The 16,119-nt window shown below is 37.9% G+C and carries 14 protein-coding genes; 10 read left to right on the forward strand and 4 right to left on the reverse strand.

What is annotated here, in order from left to right; translation table 11 throughout:
* Positions 1-58 precede the first annotated feature (58 nt).
* Together H4J76_RS07625 and H4J76_RS07630 are read right to left on the reverse strand one after the other, a co-directional pair.
* Entirely contained in the window at positions 59-1,042 is a 984-nt protein-coding gene (locus H4J76_RS07625) for a Gfo/Idh/MocA family protein (RefSeq protein ID WP_182230366.1), read from the reverse strand.
* Positions 1,043-1,189: 147 nt separating this feature from the next.
* Complete coding sequence (locus H4J76_RS07630) at positions 1,190-1,885, reverse strand: SDR family oxidoreductase (RefSeq protein ID WP_182214154.1); 696 nt, start codon at positions 1,883-1,885, stop codon at positions 1,190-1,192.
* A 248-nt stretch (positions 1,886-2,133) separates the two neighbouring features.
* Here H4J76_RS07630 and H4J76_RS07635 point away from each other — a divergent pair, with 248 nt between their 5' ends.
* Complete coding sequence (locus tag H4J76_RS07635; protein ID WP_310733528.1) at positions 2,134-3,027, forward strand: LysR substrate-binding domain-containing protein; 894 nt, start codon at positions 2,134-2,136, stop codon at positions 3,025-3,027.
* Between the two features lie 484 nt (positions 3,028-3,511).
* Positions 3,512-4,279, forward strand: a complete 768-nt coding sequence (locus H4J76_RS07640; RefSeq protein WP_182214156.1) for an ABC transporter substrate-binding protein — start codon at positions 3,512-3,514, stop codon at positions 4,277-4,279.
* 129 nt (positions 4,280-4,408) lie between these two features.
* Here the strand turns inward: H4J76_RS07640 and H4J76_RS07645 are convergent, their stop codons facing one another.
* Positions 4,409-4,918 carry a regulatory protein RecX gene (locus tag H4J76_RS07645; RefSeq protein WP_182214158.1) on the reverse strand — a complete coding sequence of 170 codons (510 nt, stop codon included), beginning with the start codon at positions 4,916-4,918 and terminating at the stop codon, positions 4,409-4,411.
* A gap of 391 nt (positions 4,919-5,309) precedes the next feature.
* Between H4J76_RS07645 and H4J76_RS07650 the strand changes: the two genes are divergently transcribed.
* Both H4J76_RS07650 and H4J76_RS07655 read left to right on the forward strand, forming a co-directional pair.
* Complete coding sequence (locus H4J76_RS07650; RefSeq protein WP_182214160.1) at positions 5,310-7,265, forward strand: FTR1 family protein; 1,956 nt, start codon at positions 5,310-5,312, stop codon at positions 7,263-7,265.
* Between the two features lie 218 nt (positions 7,266-7,483).
* The gene (locus tag H4J76_RS07655) at positions 7,484-8,536 is read left to right on the forward strand and encodes an NAD(P)/FAD-dependent oxidoreductase (RefSeq protein WP_182214161.1); all 1,053 of its coding nucleotides are present in this window, start codon (positions 7,484-7,486) and stop codon (positions 8,534-8,536) included.
* A 182-nt stretch (positions 8,537-8,718) separates the two neighbouring features.
* Here the strand turns inward: H4J76_RS07655 and H4J76_RS07660 are convergent, their stop codons facing one another.
* A complete protein-coding gene (locus tag H4J76_RS07660) occupies positions 8,719-9,585 on the reverse strand; it encodes a LysR family transcriptional regulator (RefSeq protein ID WP_182214163.1) in 867 nt (288 codons plus the stop codon).
* Between the two features lie 171 nt (positions 9,586-9,756).
* Between H4J76_RS07660 and H4J76_RS07665 the strand changes: the two genes are divergently transcribed.
* From H4J76_RS07665 to H4J76_RS07690, 6 genes are all read left to right on the forward strand, one after another.
* Positions 9,757-10,083, forward strand: coding sequence for a multidrug efflux SMR transporter (locus H4J76_RS07665; protein WP_182214165.1), 327 nt, complete (start codon positions 9,757-9,759; stop codon positions 10,081-10,083).
* A 209-nt stretch (positions 10,084-10,292) separates the two neighbouring features.
* Positions 10,293-11,423, forward strand: coding sequence for an S-(hydroxymethyl)glutathione dehydrogenase/class III alcohol dehydrogenase (locus tag H4J76_RS07670; protein ID WP_220466008.1), 1,131 nt, complete (start codon positions 10,293-10,295; stop codon positions 11,421-11,423).
* 110 nt (positions 11,424-11,533) lie between these two features.
* On the forward strand, positions 11,534-12,385 hold the full coding sequence (gene fghA, locus H4J76_RS07675; protein WP_220466009.1) for an S-formylglutathione hydrolase: 852 nt from the start codon (positions 11,534-11,536) through the stop codon (positions 12,383-12,385).
* A 356-nt stretch (positions 12,386-12,741) separates the two neighbouring features.
* Positions 12,742-14,001: a hypothetical protein gene (locus tag H4J76_RS07680; protein WP_220465929.1), complete on the forward strand. Its 1,260-nt coding sequence runs from the start codon at positions 12,742-12,744 to the stop codon at positions 13,999-14,001.
* A complete protein-coding gene (locus tag H4J76_RS07685; protein ID WP_259364614.1) occupies positions 14,001-14,432 on the forward strand; it encodes a hypothetical protein in 432 nt (143 codons plus the stop codon). Before H4J76_RS07680 ends, H4J76_RS07685 begins: the two co-directional genes overlap by 1 nt.
* The gene (locus tag H4J76_RS07690; protein WP_182214167.1) at positions 14,422-16,023 is read left to right on the forward strand and encodes a diguanylate cyclase domain-containing protein; all 1,602 of its coding nucleotides are present in this window, start codon (positions 14,422-14,424) and stop codon (positions 16,021-16,023) included. The genes H4J76_RS07685 and H4J76_RS07690 overlap by 11 nt, the downstream gene beginning before the upstream one ends.
* Positions 16,024-16,119 lie beyond the last annotated feature (96 nt).

Raw genomic sequence — 16,119 nt, forward strand, 5'->3', positions numbered from 1 at the left:
TTCAAATCAATATCTACAATCAATATCTACAATCAATATCTACAATTAATATCTACAATTAATATTTCAAATCAATAAGTTTTCTAACGCTATCTAAAGTCTCGATAAGCTGGCGACTAAAATTAAAGGTCATGATATGGCTTTCCTTTCTCCCTTGACGTAACAGTTCATTGAAATGGTTGATTTGATGATCATAGCCAAATGTTTTGCTATTAAAAGAGATAACTTCTTCTTTTGTATCAGTTATTAAAGTGACGGTTGAAGGGCTGTTAAAGCCACTGTTAATTTTAATATTGCCTTGTTCACAATAAAACACAGCTTCACTCGGCGTCGACTCCAAGAGTGTCGATTTTAACAAGGCTACCACGTTATTTTTATAGTTAAAGACCATGGAACAGGAAGAATCTGCGCCATTAGCAAAAAATGTTGCATCAGCGGTCATGGTCTCGGGCACGCCAAGGGTAGTTAGTGCTGCAAAAATAGGATAAATGCCAATATCTAAAAGACTGCCTCCGCCTAATGATTTATTAAACAGCCTAGCTTCTTGGTTAAATTCTCTTGCGAAACCGAAATCTGCTTCAACTTTACGTAGATTGCCGTAAGTTTTATCAGTCAGTTTATTTAAAACAAAATTATAATGGGGAAGAAAATAGGTCCAGAGCCCCTCCATTAGCAGAGTATTATTTGCCGTTGCAGCATCAATCATGCATTGCACTTCATCTGTATTCATGGCAAAAGGTTTTTCACATAGCACCGCGATACCCTGCTCTAAGCACAGCAGCGCATTTTCTTTATGCATTGAATGTGGTGTTGCTATGTAAATAGCGTCAACATTTTCATCATTTACGAGCGCCTTATAACTGCTGTAAGCTTTAGTCGCGTGATATTTATCGGCAAAATCATTGGCTTTTTGCTGTGTTCTTGAAGCAACGGCATATAGCTCAGCATCTTTCAGCGTTAATAAGTCGGTTGCAAATTTATTGGCTATGTTACCTAAACCGATAATTCCCCAACGTATGTTTCTATTTTTTAGTGATTTCATTAACTATTACTCAAGATAAAAGTACAAATAAAATTATTTTTTCATCGATCTAATGCTCTTTGTTCCACAGACTAGCTATCTTTAATAAAGCGTCATTAGCCCATCGATGCTTAAGCTCGATACTTAAGCCTGATACTAAGTATAATGTTAACCAACATAATCTTGGGCGCAAAATAAAATACCACTCCCTTGCTCTTTTTCCAATAGTATGGGAATAAGTGCGCCGGGCATTACTGAATCGACATCGTTAGGGGCAAATGTGCCGCCAAGGTCTGTTTTTAACCAACCAGGGTCGAGCAAGTTCATTAAGACGTTAGTGCCTAATAGCGTTGGCATCATGTCGCGCACATACCTTTCAAGAGCGGCTTTTGAACAACTATATGCCATCAATTCAGGTTGATTACTAATGCCTGAAGAAACATTAACAATACGTCCCCAATTACGCGTTAGCATGCCTGGAAGAAAAGCATCACATAATTTAGCCGGAGTAATACTATTAACCATAAAACTGTGTAGGTATTCCTCTGCCGTCGGGGCAAAGAGCGGCTGATACTTGGTCATGATTGCTGCATTATTATACAGTATGTCTAGGTGATTATTACTCAAGGCTTTCACCTCGGTAATTAAATGCTCTACTTGAGAGATTGAATTAAGTTCAGCCGCTACAGCATAAACTTCATGACCCGCTGTGGTTAATTCATTAAGTAAATCTCTAGTACCAGCTAATTGTCGAGAATGAATGATGAGTTTACAGCCTTGTTTAGCAAGCTCTTTCGCAACACGAAGACCGACCCCTCGACTAGCTCCCGTTACTAGCGCCCATTTATTTTCTATATTTAACATTCTTATGCCTATTTTTATTCAAATTTGTTAATCAAGTTATTGATTTGTCGTTTTTTGTTTTACTATTTTATGCCGTAATACTTTAGTGACTGCATTAGCGTCTGCATTAGCGTCTGCTGGTGAAATTAATTACAGCCGTGCATAAAGCAGGTAATAACAAGACTAGGTATTTTTCACTAAAAATTTGCAAATGAATATATAACAAAATAAAATTCATTGTTTTATATAACACACAATAAGCGCAAAAGATGATGAATAAAGAGCATAAAAAACTTGAGCGATTAATGTTATTTAGTGAAGTTGCCCGCCATTTAAGCTTTACGGTCGCGGCACAACATTTACAAATATCAAGAGGGCATTTATCTGCTCAAATTCGTCGATTAGAAAAGGAGATGGGTTTTGCTTTGTTGATCCGCTCGACACGGAGTGTTCGCTTAACCGCAGAAGGTGAGAGTGTTTTAACAGGTGTAAATAAAATTCGTCATTCTGTTTTAGAATTAGAACGAAATGCTGGTCATAAAGGCAATGCTATTGAAGGTGTTATAAAAATTACAGCACCAAGCCTCTTTACCAAAAGGTTTTTACTCGACATTTTTTCTAAGTTTAGCGCCTTACATCCTGCTATTGAGTTTTCTATCGATACCAGTTACACCCGTTTTGATCTAAATCGCAGTGATTTTGACTTGGCTTTTCGTGCCACTAACTCCCCGCCTTTAAATATGGTTGCAAAAGCTATTTTGCCCTATAAACATTGCTGTTGTGCTTCTGCTGAATATTTAGATAAATACAGTAAACCAAAGGAGCCTAGCGATTTAAAAACGCACCAATGTTTAAGGGGACAAGAGCAATTAACCTGGTCATTCTTAAACGCTGAGGTGCCCGTAGATGGTTGGTTAAAAATAAACGATAACCATATGCTGAAAACATTAGCATTAAAGGGCGAAGGTATTATTAGGGTACCTGACTATTTAGTCGACCAAGAGATTAAGGAGGGAACGTTAGTCGCTATACTTGAAAGTGAAATGCCAGCAGGGAAGACCATTTTTATGATTTATCCTCAATTAATTCACCAGTCGAATAAATTGAACGCTTTTATTGAATTTACTAAAGAGTATTTTAATAAAATATCTTTAATAAACTAAATTATTCTCTTTATGGACCTTGATTTATATGAGTAATAATCTAAATTCTACAAGAAGTCTTTACCTTTACGGCATATTTTTATGTGCCTAACATTACGTTAAGATTTAAAAATAATTAAAGTTATGGTCTGAAATATTATTAACTTATTTGGATAATTAACAATATTTAATAAAGAGATAAAATCATTAAAACTAATGTTAATAAGCTCATCTTATTAACCGTATTTCAGATTTTTATTAACATTTAATTACGCCTCTTGGATAAGCGTTTCTGTGAATAATCGTTATAGTTTGACTATGTAAATAGACAGTCGAAATAGACCGTAAATCGCGCTATGTTATAGCTAACGCTATTAGCGCTGCGAAAACGATGAAGGTTACGCGACTAGCCTACTGGATTTTTTATCTGTTAATTTTAAAAATGTATCTGATTTGTTTTTTACACTCTATTTAGTTAAAACAACTCTTCTTGGGGGGCTACTTAGTGAATTTTCAATTGATAATACCAAAGATGAAACGTACGGTTAATGTGGCGATATTTTTAATCTCTGCTTCAATGACGCTTGGATCTTTTGTCTCTAGTGCGACAGAAACTGTTGCTAGTCCTTTAAAATATGATCTAGGCAGCACCAAGGCTTGGGTGCCGTTTGGTTATAGTGGTAATCAACAAAAACCCGGTATTATTATCGCGTTAATTGAGCTTATTATGATGCAAGCAGCCATTCCTACTGATACCAGTTATCTCCCAGTAAAAAGAGCGGTTACCGCATTGGAATTAGGACAAATTGACTTCGATGTTGTTAGCCCCAATTGGTTTAAAGATAAAATTATTGGTGTTGATTATGTTAGCAGTGTTCCTTTATTTGAAGTAACAGAATACTTTGTTACATTGCCTAATGTTGCAATAGAGTTCAATCAACCAGAAATGGCTTATGGGCAGTTAGTCGGCACAGTAGCAGGCTATGCTTATTTTGATGATGACAAGTTTATTCGCGCTGATTTTTTATCAGAAAGTGAATTAGTCAAAGGGTTGGTAAAAGGGCGCTTTAAGGTTGCCATTATAGAAGAAAGAGCGGCTCAATATTGGGCTGAAAAACATCAAACGTCTATAGCACTCGCTTCTTTACATACTAAAGGTGATATCGTTATTAGATTAAGAAAAGAACACGAAAATTTACTTCCTCGAATCAACCAAGCCATCTCTGTATTGAAAAATAATGGTCAATTTAAAAAAGTATTTGATGATTACTAACAATAAAGCTGGCGAAGATATTGATCTTATATTAACGCACTATTCTTGTGGTGTAAGCTGTATATAAAGCACAGGGTCTTAAGTTTATTTTATTGTTTGTTATAAAATAAAGCCTTAATGACAGACTACCTATTCTTCTTGTTCAGGGTTATAAGTAATCGCTTTATTGGCAATGGCATATGAAAATCCTTTGGTTGCCGTTAAATGGCGTAAAGCTTTTTGCTTCAACTTTATATCGGTAATAGGCTCTTCACCAAATTTTCTTATTTTTAACGCCAACGCTTTATCAAAATAGTCATCTTCTGACGTTTCAAGTTCATTGACACACTCATTAATGGTTGTTGATTGAAAACCCTTAGCATAAAGTTTCTCTTTTATTTTATTTGGGCCTATTTTACTTTCGGCCAGACTAAGCGTTAGTCTTTTAGCATAACGAGCATCATCTATAATTTCGTGTTCAATTAAATAATCTAAGGCAGTTTGATTATATTGAGTATCATCTTTGAATAATAAATTGGCTTTTTGCAATAAAGATTTTGCTGAGTAATCACCGTATCTCTCGATCATCCACATCATGTATGATTGAACACGTTTGTAAGAGATTTCTTGGGGTTTGGTGCTTTTTTTAGTTTTGTACATACGGCCACTTTTGTTAAGGAACGTATAACCGTTCAGCGTTGGTGTAAATATTTCAAATATGGATGTTTATGTTACGACTAGGTGAGTAAATTGGCCAAGCTATTTTAGCTAAAGCCTACTAGAACTTCATCATAGTAACGCCTGACCTGCTTTAGGGTCAAACTTTACTGTTATCTCTTTGAGGAGATTATTGGCTATAAAGGGGGAGGTTCATTAGTCGATAAACTATTATTGTGCTTTATTAAAAGCGAACATTTAATTTAAGGGGACATACGTTAACCGTTAGAACTTAAACCGATACTATAGTACTTTATTTTTATAAATATTTAACATTATCCTTATCCTATGTAGTATAATGAGAATCATTCTCAATTGCGTTACAGAGTTATTTATGACTTATTATTTTTCTCGCTATTTTCAAAAATTAATGACTTTTTCAATGCGCTCATTAAAGCGCAAATTTATTCATGTTTTTTTTGTTATTGGTTATCTTATCTCAACGCAAACATCGGCGAGCAGCGATACAGAAGGATTACGTCAACTTTTACAACTCACTGAATATATTAGTGTTGATTATGCTTCTGCCATCAGTAATGGCAAAGTTATTGATCAAGGTGAGTATCAAGAAATGCTTGATTTTTCTAACATTATTGCTGAAAGATCGGTGAGAGAGCCGGGTGAACAAGCCATGATTACGTTATCGAAATCACTTCTCTCTGCGGTACAAGCGAAAAAAACACTTGTCGAAATACAAATGCTGACCAGTGAATTAAAAAACCTGTTGATAAATAACTCTCCGCAGTTATCGTTACCAACATCTTTACTTTCAGCATCTAGGGTAAAGCAATTATTTCAAAATAATTGTGCCAGTTGTCATGGTGTAACGGGTAAAGGAGACGGGAAGCTTGCAAGGCAACTAAGTCCACAGCCTACTAATTTTAACGAAAGAACACGTGCTTTAGACCGTTCTATTCTAGGATTATATGATGTGGTAACCGGCGGTCTTGACGGCACTGCAATGCCTTCATTTAATAACTTAACGGCAAAACAACGTTGGTCGTTAGCATTTTATACGGGTAGTTTAGCTTTTGTTTTTGATGAAAAACGACAAGAAAATAATACACTTGAACTCTCACTCGCCGAACTTGTTCAGTATAGCCCTAACGAATTGTATAGGGCGAAAACTGACTTGGAAAAAGGTTTTGTTGAGCAGCTTAGATCTAACCCTGAGGAACTGTTTTCTACAACTAAGGCGCCATTAACAATCGCGCGTGATCAACTTAAAAAAGCACTTGCCGCTTACAAAAATAATGACGTTATACTTGCCCAACAATTTGCGGTGAGTGCCTACTTAGATGGGTTCGAGCTTGTTGAAAATAACCTCGACGCTTATGATAGTTCGTTACGTAAAATGATTGAATTTAACTTGTTAGGCTTGCGCAATGAAATTAACAACGAGGAAGGCTCGGGTGACGTTGCTGTATCTGTTTCTGCAATTTTGCTGCAAATAGAACAAGCTGAATTTTTACTCAATGACTCAGCTATATCAGACACAGCTTTATTTAGCGCCAGTTTTATTATTTTGTTACGAGAGGGCTTAGAGGCGCTATTGGTTGTGCTGGTACTTTTTACCATACTGGTACGGTCCAATAAAAAAGAAGCCATTAAATATCTTCATTTTGGCTGGATAGCAGCCTTAATTGCGGGTGGGTTAACTTGGTTAGTGGCACAAAAATTAGTGACGATTAGCGGTGCTAGCCGTGAAACCATGGAGGGTGTTGCCGCGCTGTTAGCTGCAATTGTGCTCTTTTATGTTGGTTTTTGGATGCACAGCAAAACGCAAGCCGATCAATGGCAACGTTATGTTCAACAAAATATTAATAAAAGTTTAAAATCAGGTGCTTTATGGGGAATATCTGGCTTAGCGTTTATTGCGGTTTATCGTGAGGTTTTTGAGACAGTACTGTTTTATCAATCATTGTTAACCCAGACAAACCCCTCACAGCAATTTGTTCTTTTTAGTGGCTTTGGGGCAGCAGCGGCTATGCTAGTTGTCGTGGCCTGGTTAATGATTAAATATTCTATTAAATTACCAATAGCGCGATTCTTTTCAATAACAACGTATTTACTATTAGCCTTGTCATTTATTCTCGCGGGTAAAGCGATAACAGCGCTGCAAGAAGCCGCTATTATTAGTATTACGCGCTTTCCTATTGACTTTCATTTCGCGTGGCTAGGTATTAATTCAACGTGGCAAGGCATCACGACGCAAGCTTTTATCTTGTTTTTTTCCAGTGCGTTATTCTTTAAGCCTTGGTTAAAAAAGACGAGCAGGGTAGATGAATAAATTGAGCATCGACTTGAAAAAAAATTTATAGAATAGCAGTAGCGAACCATTTTGAGTATGGATGATAGGTGATTTTAACTCGTTAAATGCTAACCCTGCTAAGGGTAAATCAATAAAGCCCGTAGTGATTTATATTGATTATAAAAATGACAATAGACTGATATTTCAAGGCGCTAGATCCGCCATAAATATAAGCTAATGGTACTGAGGAGGTACTTATGAAAACCTTAACGACAGACGTTGTAATTATTGGTGCAGGCCCTGCTGGTTTGTTTCAAGTATTTGAGCTTGGTTTACAAGGATTAAAATCGGTTGTTATTGACAGCTTGCCAGAAGTTGGTGGCCAATGCACTGAACTCTATCCAGATAAGCCTATCTATGATATTCCTGCTTTGCCTAATGCTAAGGCAAGCCAAGTTATAGAAAATCTCTATGAGCAAGCGGCTCCCTTTAAGCCAACTTTTTTATTGGGCGAGCGGGTCGAAGACATTAATAAATTGTCGGATGTTTCTTTTTCAGTTACCACGCACAAGAATACGCTTATTCACTGTCGCGCGGTGATTATTGCTGCTGGTAATGGTGCCTTCTCACCCGTTAAATTAAAAATACCCTTAATTGATAAATTTGAAGATAAACAACTGTTCTACCGAATCAATAATATAGAACACTTTAAAGATAAAAACGTCGTTGTGCTAGGTGGCGGAGACGCCGCACTTGATTGGAGTTTGAGCCTACAAAAAACGGCTAATAGTGTCTTGCTTATTCATCGTAGTACAAAATTTAAAGCCGCTACAAGTAGCGTGAATGAAATGTTCGCCTTGTGTGAAGAACTAAAAATGCAATTTTTATGTGGTCAAGTGAGCGACTTTCAGCATAAAGATAATAAACTAACTGGCCTAACAGTAAATTCAAAAGATGGCATTAAACGTAGAGTGGAACTTGATGAACTTGTTATATTCTTTGGTATGTCACCCAAGATTGGCCCAATAGCAAATTGGCAACTTGCCATGCACCAACACCAGATAAAAGTAGATACACAATCTTTTCAAACCTCAGTGCCGGGTATCTATGCCGTTGGTGATATTAATTATTACCCGGGTAAACGAAAGTTGATTTTAAGTGGCTTCCACGAAACGGCCTTAGCGGCCTTTTCGATTGCGGAAACTGTTTTAGAAAAAGACCGTATTCCAACGTTATACACCACAACAAGTCCAGTAGTACATCAACGAATGGGCGTTACACATTCACTCGAAAGCCTGTTGGATGATTAACGGAAAAACAGGCAATTGATCATTACTACTTTACTTTTATTGCTGTCTCTTTATCTGCGCGGCATGACTTTGGAGGCTTAGGTGGAGTGTATGTAAGATAATAGCGGCAAACCTAACCGCTACTATTTTATGTTATGACTTAAGCTTTACAGCCTTGTTCGGTAATTTAATAAAGCTGAAGATTAAAGTAACTGTTCAGCTAAGTAATCAACCAGCAGTCTTATTTTAGGCGATAAATGGCGATTCTGAGGGTAAATTGCCCATATTCCTTCATCAGGCGCACGGTAATTATCTAATAGGGTCACCAGTTCACCACTTTCTATGCGTTGTTGAACATAATAATCGGGTAACTGAACTATCCCTAAGCCCTTTAATGCGGCGTCCATCAGACTGTAGCCATTGTTGTATCTTAATCTACCGGTTACGCGGATACTTTTTTCTCGGTCAGACTCTCTAAAATGCCAGTAGTCTAATGTACCCAACAAACAACTATGTTTATTAAGCTCTGATATAGAATGGGGTACTCCCTGTTTTTCTAAGTATTGCGGTGATGCACAAAGGTAGTTTGTTCTTTTGCCAAGTTTTTTTGCCATCATGGTCGAGTCACTTAACTTACCAAGGCGAATTGCTAGGTCATAGCCTTCTTCAACAATGTCTATTTGGCGGTTGCTTAAATAAGCCGACACTTCAACATCGCTATATTGTTTTATGAAATTATTCACTAGCGGTAATATTTGTTTTTCACCATAGGCAACAGGCGCTGTTAATTTAATTTTGCCTTGGGGTTTTGACTGCAAATTTGTGATGGCCCGCTCAGCAGCATCGAGACCATCGAGAACACTGCGACAATGCTGATAAAAAACACGGCCTTCTTCTGTTAATGATACTTTGCGAGTTGTTCGATAAAATAACTTAATATTAAGGCGTTTTTCTAATGCACTTATCTGTCGACTCACCTGTGCGGTAGATATCGCCATTTTCTTTGAGGCGAGGGTAAAACTTTCATTTTCCGCAACGTAAACAAATTCGCTGATGCCATCCCACTGCATGATTATTACCTATATGTACAAGTGAATTTACAAATTAGCATATTATCATTTATATAGAAATAACTATACTAGCCACCAACAAGACATTGTTAGTGGCCACAAAAGTAGCTTATTTAAAATTACTTTAGACCTTTGACAGTGACCGTTCGTATAACATTATAGGAAATAAAGATGAGTTGGTTATTCCTTTTTTTAGGTGTCGCTGCTGAGGCGATGTCTCATGTAGCATTAAAAGAGACTGATGGTTTTAGTAAACCACTGCCAAGTGCTTTAGTTTTACTTGGACATTTAGCCGCATTCATTTTTTTAGGTCAAGCAATGAAAGGCATGCCAGTTGGTATCGTCCATGCGCTATGGGCCGGGCTTGCCATTATAACCGTGACTTTATTGTCTGCTTTGATTTACCGTCAGCATCTTGATTTAACAACATGGCTAGGCATGGGGTTAGTTGCTGTTGGTATTGCTATGATAAATATTGCCCAAGGACACAGTCATTAAGATGAATAATGTAGATCAAAATTTTTAACCAAAATGCTTTTACCCCTTGGTAGCTATGTCCTTTAGATTGTTACCAAGGGGTAAAAGTTAATTACGCATTAGGCGTATTATCATCTTTAAATAAGTTGAGTAAACTAATGTTACTGTAACAAATTCGACTAGATGCTAATCCCATCAAAATACCTATTAATTGAAAAGTGAGAATAACGATGTCAGATAAATTTATAAAATCGAAAGCGGCTATTGCTTGGGGCCCTAATCAGCCACTATCTATCGAAGAAGTCGATGTCATGCTACCTCGCAAAGGAGAGGTGTTAGTTAAGGTTATTGCCTCTGGTGTTTGTCATACCGATGCCTTTACCTTATCTGGAGAGGATCCAGAAGGAATTTTCCCCGTTATTTTAGGTCACGAAGGCGGTGGTATTGTTGAACAAATAGGTGAAGGTGTAACCAGTGTTAAGGTAGGCGATCATGTTATTCCACTATACACACCAGAGTGTGGTGAATGTAAATTCTGTTTATCGGGTAAAACCAACCTTTGCCAAAAAATTCGAGAGACACAAGGCAAAGGTTTGATGCCAGATGGCACGACCCGCTTTTACAAAGATGGTCAGCCTATTTTTCACTATATGGGCTGTTCAACTTTTTCTGAATACACAGTCTTGCCAGAAATTTCATTAGCGAAAGTTAATAAAGAAGCACCATTAGAAGAGGTTTGTCTACTAGGGTGTGGTGTTACCACCGGCATGGGCGCAGTCATGAATACAGCAAAAGTTGAAGAGGGCGCAACTGTTGCTATCTTTGGCCTTGGCGGTATTGGATTGTCTGCAGTGATTGGCGCGACCATGGCGAAAGCTAGTCGAATTATTGCTATCGATATTAACGAAAGTAAATTCGAACTTGCGAAAAAATTGGGTGCTACCGATTTTATTAACCCCAAAGACTACGACAAGCCTATTCAAGATGTGATTGTCGAAATGACCGATGGCGGTGTTGACTACTCTTTTGAATGTATTGGTAACGTTAACCTAATGCGCTCTGCCTTAGAATGTTGTCATAAAGGATGGGGAGAATCAGTGATCATTGGTGTTGCAGGTGCCGGACAAGAAATATCAACCCGTCCATTTCAACTGGTAACGGGTCGAGTATGGCGTGGTTCTGCATTTGGCGGTGTTAAAGGTCGTACTGAGTTGCCAGATTATGTTGAACGTTATTTAGCCGGAGAATTCAACTTGAGCGATTTTATTACTCATACCATGAGTCTTGAAGACATTAATGAAGCGTTTGAGTTAATGCACAAAGGAAAAAGTATTCGCAGTGTTATTCATTTTGATAAATAGGCGATATAAATAACCAGCATTTGTCTTTAGAAAGATAGTCACTCACATTAATAGTATGGCGTTGCCCTTTTATTGCAGTAATTAGCAGGGGAGCGTCTTGAGGTTACCCTATGACAATTGATCCTTTAATTGAAAGTATCAGTGTAAATAAAATTTTTGGTGGCTGGCACAAGCAATATAGCCACCATTCTAAAGCCGTAAACGCTAACATGCGCTTTGCCATTTTTTTGCCTCCACAGGCTAATAATGGCAAAAAAGTGCCTGTGCTTTACTGGCTTTCAGGTCTAACCTGTACCGATGAAAACTTTATGCAAAAAGCCGGCGCACTGCGAGTAGCTGCTGAGTTAGGCATTGCTATTGTTTCTCCTGATACTAGTCCAAGAGGTGAAGAGGTAGCTGATGACGATAGTTATGATTTGGGTCAGGGCGCAGGATTTTATCTTAATGCTAGCCAAGCACCTTGGAGCCGTCACTATCAGATTTATGATTATGTGGTTAAAGAACTGCCAGCAATTATTGAAGCCACATTTCCAGTGTCAGATAAGCGCGCTATTAGTGGACATTCCATGGGCGGACACGGGGCACTAACTATTGGTTTGTTAAACGCTGAACGTTATCGTTCAATGTCAGCCTTTAGTCCTATCTGTAATCCGATTAAGGTGCCTTGGGGCAAAAAAGCTTTCAGCGCTTACTTGGGGAAAGACCAAGCAAGTTGGTACCAGCATGATGCCAGTGAATTAATGCGTATAGCAAAACAGTTTATTCCTGCCAAAGTTGATCAAGGTGGTGCAGATGACTTTTTGAAAGAGCAATTAAAACCAGAAACGCTAGAGGCTGCAGCAAAAATGAGTGGTTACCCATTAGAGTTAACTATTCATGAAGGCTATGATCACAGTTACTATTTCATCTCTTCATTTATTGAAGCGCATTTGCGTTTTCATGCCGAGCACTTAGAAAGATAAGTATTAAGGGAAAATGCCCTAAGGGGCAATCGGTTGATTACACTTAACCAGACCAAAATAATGTTGTTCTTGCTAGGACAAGTGTTTGTTAAATATATTATCCAACATTAGCCAAGCCGATATCCAAGCCATTATTTCGCAGTCCAAGATTCGCCATTTATTTTGCTGATTAAGCATAGGTTTATGCGTTATCCTCCTGAGACGAACCTCAAAAGTCTATTAATTCAAAACACAGACGTTAACCTAGCACTCGTTAAAGAAGTCGTGGTATTTTATGGTCGAACAATAGGCAAATAAATGAGCTATCTGTTATCATTAATATCTTCAATATTATCAAACGAAAAAAGGCTGCTACCTTGTATCGATTTATTATCGCCACAGCTTTAGTTTTCACAGGCATTACTTATAATGCCTGTGCCGATGACATAAAAGTTGAATTTAGTGGTTTTGCCTCTTTAGCCCTTAGTTATAGTGACGATCCTGATATTGCTTTTAGTCCCAATTATTTGAATATTGACGATACAGGCTGGTCAGCTACCCGTGACTCAATTTTAGGTGGGCAAGCTAATATAACCTTAGATAAAAACTGGGATTCTGTTGTGCAATTTGTCCTAGAAGATCACGGGAATACAGACTTTGAAAATTACCTCGAATTAGCTTTTCTGCGCTACCGTCCTTCTCGTAATTGGGCTATTCGTGCGGGCAGATTAAACAGTGACCTTTATTTACTTTCAGAGTACCCGCACGTGGGATACGCTTATTTGTGGGTACGTCCGCCACATGAGTATTACTCTTTTGCAAGTACAGCGGGAAAATTTGATGGTGTAGATATTGAATACAGCCAATCAATTAATGATGGTTTTTTACGGTTAAAATTGGCTGCGGGTAACACGACTGCAAAATTAAAAGCGAATGGCCAAGACTTTTTTATTGATTTTGACCATTTAATGACTTTTAGCGCAACCTACGTACTTGATGCTTGGACCATGCGATTTTCTGTATCACAAGCCGATGCCGGGGACTATAAGTTCGAGGCATTAAATGAGTTTATTGATTTATTAAACTCTGTGCCAGCTCCTGTGTGGCCGCAAGCAGCGTCGCTATCAGCAAGTTTTGACACAAAAAACCATAGTATTGAATATGCTGCTTTAGGATTAACCTACGATAGTGATAATTGGTTAATTCAATCTGAAATAGGTATTTCAGAGTCTCCTTGGTTGGTTGCTTCATCAAATATTAATGGCTATGTGAGTGTTGGTTATCGTTTAGATAAAGTGACGCTTTTTTCCAGTGTTTCTATTTCAGAGAACCGCCATAAGATAACCACAGTTACTGCGCCCCAATTTCTTCCTGGTACGCCAATACAAGTAACCTTTCCATTACAACAGTTAGCACTTGCTTCAAAAGAGGCTGTTGACCGATTAGTGGTGCACCAACATTCAATTAATGTTGGCGTAAAATGGCAGGCGTCAGAAAATTTGATCGTTAAAGCGCAAATTGATCACTTTGATATTCAACCTTTTGGTGGTGGGTTATGGGGGATAAGTGATCCGGAAAATGTTGAAAAAGAGCATAGAATTAATGTGTTTACTGTTAGTGCGAACATGGTGTTTTAATGATGAAAAACCCCCTGTTATTAATGATTGGATTGGCTATTTTCAACTTTGATGCTGTGAGTACCGAGTTTGTTGTTGTGGTCAATAAAGACAATGCGATTAACTCATTATCTAAGCGCGAAGTGATTGACATTTATATGGGGCGTTATTTAACTTTTCCTGACGGTGAAATGGCACAGCCACTAGATTTGCCCTCTGAATCACTATTGAAGAATGACTTTTATCTGCAATTAGTTAATAAAAACGAGCAAAAAATAAACGCTTACTGGGCAAGGTTACTGTTCTCTGGGCGAGCTAAACCGCCGATCGCGGCTATTTCAATTGAAGACGCTTTGAACAAGTTATACAGTTCACCATATTCAATTGGTTATATACCTAAAGACCAGCTCACTGATGCTGTAAAAGTGGTTTATCGATTTAATGAAAATTAGTCAAAATCTTTATGTCAGAGTTCCATTGGCGATCGCTATTGTTGCCGTGCTAGTTGCGTTGGTTTCTTCAACGTTGTCCTATTATGCTGGCCTTCAAGAAAAGAAAGATACTAACTATTTGCTTGTTAAACAATTAGCCCAAACGATGGCAAAAACTGCGACGATATCTGCCTATTTAAATGATCGCGAGCTCGGACAGGAAATTATTAGTGGTTTGTTGAGTAATGATTTAGTTCAAGGGGCTAGACTCTCCGGCGAGGGCGAAATGAGCATTTCCAGTGGTGCTCTTAACAAACCACAAGATGGCATAGTTATCCAATTAATCCATCCTTTTATTGATGATACCCTTGTTGGCACACTTACTGTTTATCCAGACAATAATTATATTCAACAACAGGTAGAAAATTCACTTAAAAAAGAAGTGGCATTGATACTAATACAATCCATCATTATTGCTTTTTTTGTCTCTCTGATCGTGCACAGATGGCTAACTAAGCCTATTCAAAAGTTAACCGATAGCTTTACTACCATCAACCCTAGTATACCTAAAACAATGCGGATGTTGTTGGTGAAGCAAGGTGCCAAAAATGAAATTGGTAAATTAACAAAAGGTATAAACTCTTTAATGCATGAGTTACATCTTACTATTAGTAATGAGCGAGCATTGCGCGAAAAAACTCAAGAGTTAGAGCGTAAATTCAGGCTTATTTTTGAACAAGCGAGTGCTGGAATTTGTTTGCTCGATGAAAAAAACACCATTACCACTTTCAACCCAGCATTTTTACAATACTTCAGTGTTGCAGGACAGACAGACTTGGCCTCTTTACACTTTCCAACTTTATTAAATAATGTCGACAAACTCGAAGAGTTGTTATTGAGTATTCGCGCCGACAAGAATCGTCCACAAGTCACTCTAGACATAGAATGCCGCATCGGCAATAAAACGCTATGGCTGCACTGTTTATTCGCAAAATTAACCGAACAGCGCAGCAATGAGCGCAGAAGTGAACAAGGTAATTTAGTTGAAGTGATAATACATGACGTTACTGAACGAGCAGAACGAGAATTTCAAACACGTTTTGAAGCGGATCATGACCCTTTAACCCATCTACTTAATCGACGCTCCGGCGACAAAAAATTAGATAATGCCTTACTTTATTGTTTAGAAAATCAACAAAGTTTAGTGTTGATGATGATTGATTTAGACAAATTTAAACCTGTTAACGACACTTATGGCCATGAAGCGGGGGATAAGGTATTAATAGCAATAGCAAAACGTCTTAAAGCGCATTTTAACTTGGCAACAGACCTCTGTATTCGATGGGGAGGGGATGAATTTATTGTTGCCCGTCAGTTGACGAACTTTGACCAAGAGTTAATGCTTGAACAAGCCAATAATATTCTTGTTGAGATAGAGCAGCCCATTCATATTTCAAATAATATGCAATGCCAGGTAGGCGCAAGTATTGGTATTGTTGTTGCCCCTAAAGACGCTAAGGTACTCCACGAATTGATGGTTAAGGCAGACGACATGATGTACCAAGTTAAAGCTTCAGGACGAGGCCAAGTAGCATTTTATCAAAAACCATAATAAGCGTGCCATTGATAATCTTGTGCGGTTAACTTGTTTTAGATAGAGAAAAAATTAGCTGATTATTTTAAACGTGTTTAAGATAATAGCGAGTAC

It is taken from the genome of Colwellia sp. BRX9-1 (assembly GCF_014077195.1).
GTDB lineage: Bacteria > Pseudomonadota > Gammaproteobacteria > Enterobacterales > Alteromonadaceae > Colwellia_A.